The organism is Nocardiopsis mwathae (assembly GCF_014201195.1).
Taxonomy (GTDB): Bacteria; Actinomycetota; Actinomycetes; order Streptosporangiales; family Streptosporangiaceae; genus Nocardiopsis_C; species Nocardiopsis_C mwathae.
In genome coordinates this window covers 4,286,286-4,298,523 of the sequence record NZ_JACHDS010000001.1, presented here as the reverse complement: position 1 = coordinate 4,298,523, position 12,238 = coordinate 4,286,286, and the positions used below count along the sequence as shown (strand labels likewise).

At 70.0% G+C, this 12,238-nt stretch carries 8 protein-coding genes and 2 pseudogenes; 8 read left to right on the top strand and 2 right to left on the bottom strand.

Going from position 1 to position 12,238, the window contains the following annotated elements; all coding sequences use genetic code 11:
* Nucleotides 1-3 precede the first annotated feature (3 nt).
* A complete protein-coding gene (locus HNR23_RS18665) occupies nt 4-1,305 on the bottom strand; it encodes an ATP-grasp domain-containing protein (RefSeq protein ID WP_184077216.1) in 1,302 nt (433 codons plus the stop codon).
* Nucleotides 1,306-1,572: 267 nt separating this feature from the next.
* Here HNR23_RS18665 and HNR23_RS18660 point away from each other — a divergent pair.
* The 7 genes and pseudogenes from HNR23_RS18660 to HNR23_RS26935 form a co-directional block, all read left to right on the top strand.
* Nucleotides 1,573-1,773: pseudogene (locus tag HNR23_RS18660) on the top strand (ATP-binding cassette domain-containing protein); the annotation flags it as partial.
* 258 nt (nt 1,774-2,031) lie between these two features.
* A complete protein-coding gene (locus tag HNR23_RS18655; protein ID WP_184077215.1) occupies nt 2,032-3,264 on the top strand; it encodes a helix-turn-helix domain-containing protein in 1,233 nt (410 codons plus the stop codon).
* Between the two features lie 164 nt (nt 3,265-3,428).
* Nucleotides 3,429-3,569, top strand: coding sequence for a hypothetical protein (locus tag HNR23_RS18650; RefSeq protein ID WP_184077214.1), 141 nt, complete (start codon nt 3,429-3,431; stop codon nt 3,567-3,569).
* Nucleotides 3,566-3,778 carry a hypothetical protein gene (locus HNR23_RS18645; protein WP_184077213.1) on the top strand — a complete coding sequence of 71 codons (213 nt, stop codon included), beginning with the start codon at nt 3,566-3,568 and terminating at the stop codon, nt 3,776-3,778. Before HNR23_RS18650 ends, HNR23_RS18645 begins: the two co-directional genes overlap by 4 nt.
* Nucleotides 3,778-3,996 carry a hypothetical protein gene (locus HNR23_RS18640; protein ID WP_184077212.1) on the top strand — a complete coding sequence of 73 codons (219 nt, stop codon included), beginning with the start codon at nt 3,778-3,780 and terminating at the stop codon, nt 3,994-3,996. The genes HNR23_RS18645 and HNR23_RS18640 overlap by 1 nt, the downstream gene beginning before the upstream one ends.
* Before the next feature lie 142 nt (nt 3,997-4,138).
* Nucleotides 4,139-4,591 (top strand): annotated as a pseudogene (locus HNR23_RS27555) (histidine kinase); the annotation flags it as partial.
* 126 nt (nt 4,592-4,717) lie between these two features.
* Nucleotides 4,718-5,323 (top strand): response regulator transcription factor, encoded by a 606-nt coding sequence (locus HNR23_RS26935; RefSeq protein WP_343070769.1) that lies wholly within the window; start codon nt 4,718-4,720, stop codon nt 5,321-5,323.
* 16 nt (nt 5,324-5,339) lie between these two features.
* On the opposite strand, the gene HNR23_RS18630 is transcribed toward HNR23_RS26935, so the two are convergent.
* Complete coding sequence (locus HNR23_RS18630) at nt 5,340-7,511, bottom strand: SpoIIE family protein phosphatase (protein WP_184080575.1); 2,172 nt, start codon at nt 7,509-7,511, stop codon at nt 5,340-5,342.
* Nucleotides 7,512-7,853: 342 nt separating this feature from the next.
* Between HNR23_RS18630 and HNR23_RS18625 the strand changes: the two genes are divergently transcribed.
* On the top strand, nt 7,854-12,236 hold the full coding sequence (locus HNR23_RS18625; protein ID WP_184077210.1) for a HAMP domain-containing protein: 4,383 nt from the start codon (nt 7,854-7,856) through the stop codon (nt 12,234-12,236).
* The last annotated feature ends 2 nt before the right edge of the window (nt 12,237-12,238 follow it).

Below are 12,238 nucleotides of genomic sequence, written 5' to 3'. Positions count from 1 at the left end.
GGATCACCCCGCCCCGCCGGCGGGGCGGACCGGCCGGATCTCGAAGGGGAGGCGGGCGGCGCATTCCTCATAGGCGCGGCGCAGGCCGTCGACGTCGTCCGCGCCCACATAGATGTCCGCCAGCTGGTAGCTGTAGCCGTCGTTTCCGGGGACATCCGACAGCCGTGTTCCGGCGTGGTAGCAGATGCGCGCCGTGGCTCCCGGGACCTCGCGTTCTAGGCGGGCGATGTCGCCGGCGTCCGGCGAGCGGACGACCACGCCGTCGTGGAAGCTGCGCAGGTACCATTTGGCCGCCATCGGGAACCGGCCGCCGCCGCGCGGGCGGCGCGGTTCGAGGCCCAGTGCCAACCGCACCGCGTGCTCGTGGTTGGTGATTCCGTCCACGGATCGCAGCAGCTGGGTGTGGGACTGGGAGTGCCGCGGATTGATCTCCAGCAGGGTGACCCTGTCGGTGTCCGGGTCCCAGAAGTACTCGACGTTGAACGTCGTGGTGTCCAGCCCCATGCGGCGCACGACCCGGTCGGTGAGGGCGGTGAGCCGTCCGACGATCCGGCGCGGCAGCGTGGACGGGTAGCGGTAGCACAGGAAGCTGGGGCGGCCCGGGAAACGGATCGAGTCGATGACGGCGTAGGGCCGGATGTCGCCGTCGCAGACGTAGCCCTCGACCGTCGCCTGCCGACCGACGGCCTCCTCCTCGGCCAGGCAGGCCGTGGCCCCGATGCGCGACACCGCGCCGGGCGGGTCGAGCATGTCCAGGAACATCTGGAACGGCTTGCCGAGGCGGTCGATGCCGGCGCTGATGTCGGCGAGTGCGCTGCGGTACCGCTCGTCATCCGGAGCGCGGAAGGCCAGGCTGGAGTTGTAGGACTTCACCGGCTTGACCCACAGGGGGTAGTTGAGGCCGGGGGGCGGCCGCTCCGCGTCGGGGTCCACCGTGGCGAAGCGGGGGATCGCGGTGGTGACGCGCTGCTGCTCCAGGCGGCTCCAGTACTTGTGCTCGCACTTCACCACCGATTCGAGGGAGGGGGCGGGCAGGCCGCGCTCCGCGCACAGCAGCGGAACCATGCTGGTGGCGGGGAAGTCCCAGAAGCCGATCACGATCCCGTCGACCGGGCCGTCGAACTCGTCCAGAGCACAGCGGGCCCGGTGGAGCAGATCGGCCGCGTCGATATGCCGATCGCGGATCACCTGCTGGAAGTCGAGGAGCTGGTGGAAGCGGTAGCGTCCCCCGGAATCGCGCTCGATGCGGTCGAGGACGGACCGGCTGAGGTCCTCCAGCCCCAGGACGAAGACGTTGTAGGGCATCGATGCCCCCTTGCCCCGTGTGTTTTCCCAGGTGGGATACCCACTGCCGGGTTAGGGAAAGGGTGGGTGCGGGTCAATGGTGAATGTGGCGCCGGTGGGGGTTCGTCAAGATCCCGGCCGGGCTCGGTCATCATCGCCGTTGCGTCGTCGGCTTCGGGGCGGGAGGCGACGATGACATCTGTCATCTCCGCGCGCTGAGAGGTTCACCGGCGGGCGGTGACATCGGGGTCTGCCGCCCGCCAGGGCCGCTCCGCGAGACTTTCACCCATGAGCACGGCACAGCAGACCCCAGCACCCGTGACCGACGCGGGCCCCGGCACCGGCGCCGACGCCGGGGCGGCGATCAGTGTCCGGGACCTCCGGCAGAGCTACGGCGACTTCGAGGCGGTCAGGGGCATCTCCTTCGACGTCGCCCCCGGCGAACTGTTCGCGCTGCTCGGGACCAACGGGGCAGGCAAGACCAGTACGGGGATGTGACATCAATCTGCGGCCTCTGGGGTTGTGCCCCTCGGCTACGCCTCGCTCCTCGCCTGATCTAGCGCGTCCCCCTGATCCCTGGCCCCGTGCCGCCTGATCCTCCGCACGCCTGGTGACATCACTTCCCGCCGTGACGCAAGTGTGGCGTGCCGGTAACGCCGTTCCGGGCGCACAGATTCCTTTTCCTTACATAGGGATGGCCCTGCCCCTTAGCCTGACAGTGCGAGCTGATCAGGAAGGGACAGGGCCATGCACGACGATGTTACCCCGCCAGCCTCACTCACCTTCGGTCAACGAGTCCGCCGTTTTCGGGAACGCAACGGTCAGACCCGCGCCATTCTCGGGGGTCTTGTCGGCCGCTCGTCAGAGTGGGTCAAGGGCATCGAAACCGGTCGCCTCAAGACGCCCCGCCTCCCCCTGCTGCTCCGTCTCGCCGAAGTACTCGGCGTTGACGACCTCGCAGAGTTGACCGGCGAGGAACGCCTCTCCGCCTCGACCTACACCAAAGCCGCGCATAATGCGCTACCAGCGGTACGAGACGCGCTCACCACCTACCAACTCACGGTCCCAGACTCAGAACCACCGACGGCTCCAGAGTTGCGGGAGCGTGTCCGGCAGGCATGGCAGCTCTGGCACGGCAGCCGCGAGCATCGCACCCGCGTGTCCGCGATTCTTCCGGAACTCCTCGCCGACCTCCAGCACGGAGCGCGTGTGCTCGACGGAACCGACCGGCGGCGCGTGCTCACGGCGCTTGCCGAGACCTACCACTTGGCTCAGCTCTACTTGAGCTTCCAGCCAGCGCCGGAGCTGGTGACGATGACCGGCGACCGGGCCATGACGGCGGCGCAGGATGCGGACGATCCTCACGCTATAGCGGTCGCGGCTTGGTACATGAACCACGTCTTCCGCGACGCCGGAGAGCGTAACGAGGCACGCATAGACCTTGCGATGAGTGCGGCTCGCCTCCTCCGCCCGGACGACGACGCGGAGGATCTCGCCCGGTGGGGGCTTCTGCACCTGGCGGCAGCCCTGTCCTTCGCGAAGATCGGCCGAACCGGTGACGCGTGGCACTACTGGGATCGCGCCGACAGTGCCGCACGCCGCCTAGGTAACCGGTACTCGCACCCGTTCCTGATCTTTGGCCGTGGCATGGTCGACGCCTACGCCATCACGATGAACGCCGACCTGATGCGCGCCGGTACAGCTGTCAGTGCGGCGGAACGCATCGATCTTGCGCCGATGCCATCGGCCACGCGCCGGAGCTTCCACCTGATCGAACTGGCGCGCGCCCACAGCATGCAGAAAGAGAACATCGCCGTAATTCACCTGCTGCGCAAGGCATATGACGAGTCGCCGGAGACGGCGCGGTTCAACCTGTTCACACGGTCGGCGGTCATGGAGTTGACGACCTCCGGCGGTGCGATGATCCGTGACGACGCGCGGCGGCTGGCGCAAAAGATCGGTGTTCAAGCGGCGGCTTGAGACTGCGTCAAGGGGTACAACCTGTACCCCTTCACAAGGGGGTAGCACTGCTACCCCCTTCCTCATGTCCGGGGCTCTAACGTCACCTCCACACAGTAGACCCCGGCGAGTCGGTGGGAACCAGGACTCCCGGGGCGTGGCCCCACTCGCATGAGGAGTGAGACATGTCCATCCTGCCATCGCGGCGGAGCCGCCGCATCCGCCCGTACATCACCGCGCTGGAACACCGGCGGGCCATCGAGACCCGCCGGTTCCGGCAGTTCGCCGGGCTGGTCGCACTGAGGGCGATGGAGGTCGCGCGATGACCTCCGCTGTGCGCGTCGTCCTCGGCGACGTCACCGTGTTCCGCGAGTCCGAGCTTCCGTTCCCGCACCGCTACACCGCCCGCTACCTCGGGTTCACGATCCGCCTGCGCACCTCGCGCGGCGACGTCTTCGGCGCGCTGGTGCGGGAGTGCGGACTCACCCTCGACCAGGCCGCCCGCCTGCTCAACCAGGTGGACGGGGGCCGGTGATGACCGCCTGGTGTGAGATCAAGGACGTCGGCGACCCGCTCCGGCTGCGAGCGTGGGCGAACGCCATGGGCGCCCCGGTCGTCCGGTCCGGCTACACCCTGGAGGGCCGCGTCGTCCTCAGCGCGACCTGTCCCCACTGCGAGCGGCTGACCGTCGTCGCCACCACGTCGGAGAAGAGCCTCTACCCGCCGATCGTGTGGAGGTCGCCCTTCGAGTAGCCGGACCCCCGCGCGCCGGACTGGTAGCCCAGGAGGAACCGGCGCGCGGGACCCGCCCGGAACCTTCCCCCGGGCACGTGAACCCCGCCGTTCACCGGGGGACGGCCGGGTTCACGCATGTCCGAGAGGGTCCGCCCCGGGCGTGCGAGGTCACGCTGACCGCCATGTCGGCAACCGTGGTTCGGCGTCCGGGTCCAGCCCGGCAAGGCGCCGGTTCCGCCGCGCACGAATCACGTGCAGGGAGCCGTCCCGGGTCGCTACGCGAGTCCGACACCGCTCTCACTGCGTCCCGCAACCACTTCCCGTCGGCGATGACGATCCTCTCTGGGGGATCACTGTCCTCTGGGCGCTGGTGGTTCTCGCCGGCAACTACGGGGTCCTGTGGCTGTGGGAGGTCGCCAACGAGGCCACCGCGGCGCGGGAGGCGCAGGCGCGGCTCACCGTGGCCGAGGAGCGGCTGCGGTTCGCCCGCGACATGCACGACCTCCTCAGGCACATCCTTTCCGCGCTGTCGGTCAAGAGCGACCTGGCCGCCCGCCTGGCCGAGCGGGCGCCCGATCGGGCGGCGCGCGAGATGCTGGAGGTGCAGCAGATCGCGCGCGCTGCTGCGTGCCGTCCTGCCGATGGCGCAGCCGTCGATGACCCAGCCGCCGACGACACAACCGGCGGCGGAAGGGCGGGGCGACGGAGCTCCGCCGGAGGACCGAGAAGGAGCGGCGTCGTGATTCGCATCGTCCTGGCCGACGACGAGCACCTGGTCCGCGGGGCCATCGCGGCCCTGCTGGGGTTGGAGGAGGACCTGGAGATCGTCGCCGAGGTCGGGCGGGGTGACCAGGTGGTCGCGGCGGTGCGGGAGAACGCCGCCGACATCGCGGTCCTCGACATCGAGATGCCCGGAGCCACCGGCCTGGAGGTCGCCGCCGAGCTGAAGGCGGCCGTCCCCGGCTGCGGCGTCCTGATCCTCACCAGCTTCGGCCGCCCCGGCTACCTGCGCCGCGCCCTGGCCGCCGGCGCCCGCGGGTTCCTGGCCAAGGACGCCCCCGTCGACCTGCTCGCCGGGGCCGTCCGCAAGGTCCACGGCGGCGGCCGCTACATCGACACCGAACTGGCCGCCGCCGCGATGGCGGCCGGGGAGAGCCCGCTGACCCCGCGCGAGGTGGACGTCCTGCGCGCCGCCGCCGACGGCGCCTCGGTCACCGCCATCGCCCGTACCCTCCACCTGGGCGAGGGGACGGTGCGCAACTACCTGTCCAACGCCATCAGCAAGACGGGCGCGGACAACCGCATGTCCGCCATCCGCAAGGCCCAGGACATGGGGTGGCTGTGACGGCACGGCGTCGGCGCTACAGGAACCTCAGCACCAGCATGGCCGTGTCGTCGGTGTGGCCGCCCGGGGCGAATTCCTCCAGGTCGCGGTCGAGGCGGACGATCACCGCCTGGGCGGTGAGTCCCGAGCAGCCGGAGTAGATGCGCATCAGGCCCTCGTCGCCGAGCATCTGGGTGTCGTTGCGGCGTTCGGTGACGCCGTCCGTCACGGCGAGCAGGACGTCCCCCGAGGTGACCTCGATGGTCTCGGTGTAGAAGTCGACGTCCTCGAAGGCGCCCAGCAGGGGCTGGGAGGTGCCGACCGGGGTGACCTCGCCCTTCTGGTTGAGGAGCAGCGGCAGCGGGTGCCCCGCCGAGACCAGGCGGATGCGGAAGCCCTCGCCCGGTTCGCCGATCGGGGTCATCTCCCCGTACAGCATGGTCAGGAAGCGCGTGGTGGTGTTCTCGTCCAGGATGGCGAGGTTCAGCCGGTGCATGATGTGCGCCGGGGAGAAGCCCTCGCGGGCCAGGGCGCGCAGGGTGTGGCGGGCCAGGCCGGTGACGGCGGCCGCGGCGGGGCCGGTGCCGCAGACGTCGCCGATGGCGAAGCACCAGCGGCCGTCGGTGGCGAACAGGTCGTAGAAGTCGCCGCCCACGACGTTGCGCTCGTCGGCCGACCGGTAGAACACGGCGTGGTCCACGCCGGGGATGGTCGGGACCTTCTCCTTGGCGGGGAGAAGGCTGCGTTGCAGGGCCTCGCTCATCGAGGTCTGGCCCGCGTACAGCCGGGCGTTCTCCATCGCCGAGGAGACCCGCCGGGCGAGGTCGTCGGCCACGTCCACGTCCTCGCGGGTGAAGTCCTCGTCGGGGCGCTTGCCCATGGTCAGCCGGCCGAGCGTCTGGCCGTGCGCCACCAGCGGGATGCTGATGGCCGGGCACGCCGCCAGTTCGTGGGTGAGGTCGTCCTCTCTACCCGAGGCCAGCAGCATGTCCCGGCTCCACAGCGGGCGGGGCGTGTGCTGCTCGGGCGGCGGCAGCGCGGACAGCAGCGAGCGCAGCACGTCGTTGTAGTTCTCGTTGCCGTGCACCGCGTAGGCCAGCCGCGAGACCCCCAGGTCGTTGTTGACGTGCACGGCGCACCAGCTGCCCAGGCGCGAGGTGACCAGCTGGGCCGCGAGCGCCGCCGTCATGTGCTCGTCGAGCGTGCCCGTCAGGAGGTCGCTGGCCTCCGCGAGGAAGCTCAGGCTGGCGCGGCGCGCCAGCTCCACCTCGGCCAGGCGGGCCCGCTCCACGGGCAGGGCGATGCGGTCGGCGCCGTCCTGCAGGCGCCGGGCCGCGGTCTCGCCGAAGTGCCGGATCCGCCGCGAGGCCACACCGATCAGCCCGGTGATCCGGCCGTCGACGATGAGCGGCGCGGTGACCAGGGAGCGCATCCCCGCCTTGGCGAGCCGCCCGCGGTGTGCCCGCGCGATCATCAGGTCGTCGTTGATGACCGGCCCCGGGGCCGGGGCCGCCGAGGGGAAGGTCTCCTCGGTGCGGCTGCGGAACGCCCGCCAGGGGCCGCTGGTAAGCCCGACCGCGGTGCGCACCTCCCACTCGGTCTCGTCGGTGGTGGCCAGCGCGATGTAGGCGGCGTCCCCGCCGAGGGCGGTGCGGGCGTAGTCGACGGTGCGGTCCAGCAGGTCGGGCAAGGGCAGCCGCGCCGACAGGGCGGCGTCCAGAGGTGCCCACGGCCCCGGGCGCTCGGGGCGGCGCCGCGTGGGCCGGACCGGCATCGGCGGGATGAGGGCGTTGTCCTCGCCCGGCTCCTCCTCATCCTGGAGCCGGACCCACACCGCCTTGTCGTCCTTGCTGTAACTGACACCCCACGACGTGGCCAGCGCGGCGGCCAGGGCCAGGCCCAGCCCTCCGGTGCGCCGCCCGTCGGCGGCCGGGCCGACGTCCACGGACAGCGGCCCCGCCTGCGGGACCGCGCGCTCGGGAACCCGGTCGGCCACGACCACCTCGATCGCGTCCGGCAGCCGCCGCACGGTCACCTCCAGCACACTCTGGGCGTGGATGACCGCGTTGGTGGCCAGTTCGCTGACGAGGAGCACGACGTCGTCGCACGGCCGCCCGACGCCCCATTCCCGCAGCGTCTCGCGGACGAAGAGGCGGGCGTCGCCGGCGGTCTCCGGGGCCGGGGAGAACTCCCGGCGCGCGACCTTCATCGCATCATGTGGCATCGTGAAGCCGTACGGTTTCTCTCAGCGTCGAACAGGGCGGATGAGTGCTGCGGCGGCATCGGCATGTTGGGCGCCTACCCCCAATCTCGACTTCCGCTGAACCTGTGGTGTCGGAACGGCTGCTTTCGTGGGCACAGTAGGAACAACGAAGTCATGATGTCAGAACGTCCATGTAATGAGCAGCCCGGCCGACCCTAACCGGCGGTGCGATCCATCCACGCGTGGACGGACACGGGGCGCGCGGTCGGCGCCGCCCCCGCCGCCTTCTCCCCGGCGTCCCCCGCCGGGGTGCGAGGGCGGCGCAGGAGTTGCCGAAGGAGGGGGATCATGCCCCAGCAGTCCGGGGCGGTCGCCTCGGAAGCACAGATGGATGAGCTTCTCGCGGCGCTGTACAGCATGCGCGACGGCGACTTCAGTGTGCGGCTGAGTTTCGGAGAGGGCGCCAAGTCCGGCGAACTCGCGACCGTGTTCAACCAGGTCCTGGACCACTGCGAACAGCTCAGCAGCGAGCTGCAGCGGCTCGGCACGGTGGTCAACACCGAGGGGCGGCTCACCGAGCGGATCTCGGTCAGCCCGGCCCGGGGCGCGTGGGGCACGAGCGTCCGCGCGCTCAACCAGGTCCTCGACGAGGTCAGCGGGCCGGTGACCGACGTCGCGCGGATCCTCGACTCGGTGGCCGACGGCGACCTGTCGCGGCGCGTGGAGCTGGGCACGCGGCACGGTCCCCTCCACGGCGACCTGCTGCGCCTGGCCACCTCCGTCAACCGCATGGCCGACCAGATGCAGGGCTTCACCCACGAGGTCACCCGGGTGGCGCGCGAGGTGGGCACCGAGGGCAAGCTGGGCGGCAGCGCCAAGGTCGAGGGCGTCTCGGGAGCGTGGCGCGACGTCACCGAGTCGGTCAACCAGATGGCCTCCCGGCTGACCGCACAGGTGCGCGACATCTCCCAGGTCACCTACTCCGTCGCCCAGGGCGACCTGAGCCGCAAGGTCAAGGTCGACGTCCAGGGCGAGATGCTGCAGCTCAAGGACACCGTCAACACGATGGTCGACCAGCTGTCCATGTTCGGTGACGAGGTCACCCGGGTGGCGCGTGAGGTGGGCACGGAGGGCAAGCTGGGCGGTCGCGCCAACGTGAAGGGCGTGTCGGGTATCTGGAAGGACCTGACCGACAACGTCAACTCCATGGCCGACAACCTCACCAACCAGGTGCGCGACATCTCCCAGGTGACCACGGCCGTGGCGCGCGGCGACCTGAGCCGCAAGGTGACCGTCGACGTGCAGGGCGAGATGCTGTCCCTGAAGAGAACCGTGAACACCATGGTCGACCAGCTCGACTCGTTCGCCGACGAGGTCACCCGGGTGGCGCGTGAGGTGGGCACGGAGGGCAAGCTGGGCGGTCGCGCCAACGTGAAGGGCGTGTCGGGTATCTGGAAGGACCTGACCGACAACGTCAACTCGATGGCGAACAGCCTCACCTACCAGGTCCGCAACATCTCGCAGGTCACCCGCGCCGTCGCCGGCGGCGACCTGACGAAGAAGATCACCGTGGACGCCCAGGGGGAGATCCTGGAGCTGAAGGACACCGTCAACACCATGGTGGACCAGCTCTCGGCGTTCGCCGACGAGGTGACGCGGGTGGCGCGCGAGGTGGGCACCGAGGGCAAACTCGGCGGCCAGGCGCACGTGCGCGACGTGTCGGGGGTGTGGAAGGACCTCACCGACAACGTGAACTCCATGGCCAACAACCTGACCCACCAGGTGCGGCACATCTCCATCGTCACCCGCGCGGTGGCCGCCGGTGACCTCACCAAGAAGGTCACGGTCAACGCCAAGGGCGAGATCCTCGAACTCAAGGACACCATCAACGTGATGGTCGACCAGCTGTCCGCGTTCGCCGACGAGGTGACGCGGGTGGCGCGCGAGGTCGGCAACGAGGGGAAGCTCGGCGGTCGCGCCGACGTCAAGGGCGTGTCGGGCATCTGGAAGGACCTGACCGACAACGTCAACTCGATGTCGCACAACCTCACCACTCAGGTGCGCAACATCGCCCAGGTGACCTCCGCGGTGGCCGCGGGCGACCTGAGCAAGAAGATCACGGTCGACGCCCAGGGGGAGATCCTGGAGCTGAAGGACACCGTCAACACCATGGTGGACCAGCTCTCGGCGTTCGCCACCGAGGTCACCCGCGTCGCCCACGAGGTCGGCAGTGAGGGCCAGCTGGGCGGCCAGGCCAAGGTCGACGGCGTCTCGGGCACCTGGGAGCAGCTCACCGACAGCGTGAACGAGCTGGCCCGCAACCTCACCACGCAGGTGCGCGCGATCGGCGACGTCGCCAGCGCGGTCACCCGCGGCGACCTCACCCAGAACATCCAGGTCACCGCGCGCGGCGAGATGCTGATCCTGAAGGACAACATCAACCTGATGGTCAGCAACCTGCGCGAGACCACGGCCGCACAGCGCGACGAGGACTGGCTGAAGAGCAACCTGGCCCGCATATCCGGGCGTATCCAGGGCCACCGCGACCTCAAGGAGCTCGCCCGGCTCATCATGACCGAGGTGACGCCGCTGGTCGACGCCCACCACGGCGCCTGCTACCTGCCCGAGGAGAAGGACGACGAGGAGACCTTCCGCTGGTACGCCGGGTTCGGCTTCCAGCCCGAGGAGCCGCGCCGCCGCATCCGCCCCGGCGTGGGCCTGGCCGGTGAGGTCATCGCCCAGCACCGGGAGATGATCATCACCAACGTCCCCGGCGACTACGTGAGGATCGAGTCCGGGCTGGGCGAGGCGCCGCCGCTGACCCTGGCCATCTTCCCGATCCTGTTCGAAGGGCGGGCGCTGGGCGTCATCGAGTTCGGCTCCTACGGCGAGTTCCGCGAGGTGCACCTCGACTTCCTGCGTCAGCTGGTGGGACACATCGGCACCACCATCAACACGATCCTGGCCAACTCCAAGACCGAGTACCTGCTGCTGCAGTCCCGGCAGCTGACCACCGCGCTGCAGGAGCGCTCCAACGAGCTGCAGCGCCAGCAGGAGGAGCTGCGCCGCAAGAACGCCGAACTGCACAGCAAGGCGGGACAGCTGGCCAGCCAGAACCGCGCCATCGAGCTGCAGAACCGGCAGATCGAGCGGGCGCGGCGCTCGCTGGAGGATCGGGCGCACCAGCTGCAGGTGTCCTCGAAGTACAAGTCCGAGTTCCTCGCCAACATGTCGCACGAGCTGCGCACGCCGCTCAACAGCCTGCTGATCCTCGCGCGGCTGCTCGCCGACAACTCCGAGCAGAACCTCACCTCCAAGCAGGTCGAGTTCGCGCAGACGATCCACAAGGCCGGAAACGACCTGCTGCAGCTCATCGACGAGATCCTCGACCTGGCCAAGGTGGAGGCGGGTCGCGCCGAGGTGCAGCCGACCGACGTCTCCATCAGCCAGCTGGTCGACTACGTCGAGGCGTCCTTCCGCCCGATGACCTCGGAGCGCGGGCTGGCGTTCGCCGTGGAGGTCTCGCCGGACATCCCGAGCTTCCTGTGGACCGACGAGCAGCGGCTCCAGCAGATCCTGCGCAACCTGCTGTCCAACGCCGTGAAGTTCACCGGAGCCGGGGAGGTGCGGCTGCTCATCGAGCCGGCGTGGGCGCTCGACGACGCCGACCTCGACATGTTCGGGGAGAACGAGGAGGTCATCGCCTTCTCCGTGGCCGACACCGGCATCGGGATCCCCGACGACAAGCTCCAGGTCATCTTCGAGGCGTTCCACCAGGGCGACGGCACCACCAGCCGCCGCTTCGGCGGCACCGGGCTGGGGCTGTCGATCAGCCGGAACTTCGCCCGGCTCCTGGGCGGAGAGATCCGGGTCAGCAGCGTCGTCGGGGAGGGCAGCACGTTCACCCTGCTGCTGCCGGTGCGGCTGCCGGACGGCACGGCCGAGCGCCTGGACGACCCGCTGGGCGGAAACGCGGGGCTGACGGCGGACGGCACCGCGGACATCGAGCCGCTCACCGAGATCGACATCGCCGAGGCCCCGGCCGACATCGACATCGTGGAGGAGGCGGGGGCCGACGAGCCCGCCGAGCCGGCCGCGGTACCGGTGCTGCGGCCGGTCGAGCCCGACCCGGAGACCGGGGACGTGGGCGCGAGCCAAGACGTGCGCAGCGACCCCGACCGGGAAGCGGTGCTGGCGGGGCGCAAGGTGCTCATCGTCGACGACGACGTGCGCAACGTGTTCGCCCTGACCAGCGCGCTGGAGGCGCACGGCCTGGAGGTCATCTACGCCGACAACGGGCACACGGGCATCGAGAAGCTGGAGGCCAACGAGAGCGTCGCGCTGGTGCTGATGGACATCATGATGCCGGAGCTGGACGGCGATGCCACCACCCGGGCCATCCGCGCCATGCCGCAGTTCGCCGAACTTCCGATCATCTCGCTGACCGCCAAGGCGATGCAGGGCGACCGGGAACGGAGCCTGGAGGCGGGTGCGTCCGACTACGTGACCAAGCCCGTCGACCTGGACCATCTGCTCGACGTGATACGCAAGTGGCTGGAGCCGGAGCCCGGCGCGCACGGCAGCGGGGGACAGGACGCCGAGAGTGGGGCCGGCACGGACGGTGTGACCGGTGCGGGCAGTGCAGGCGGTGCGGGCAGTGCGGGCAGTGCAGGCGGTGCGGACGTGGACGGCGCGGACGCGGACAGGAACGACAATGAGCAGGAGCAGTGAAC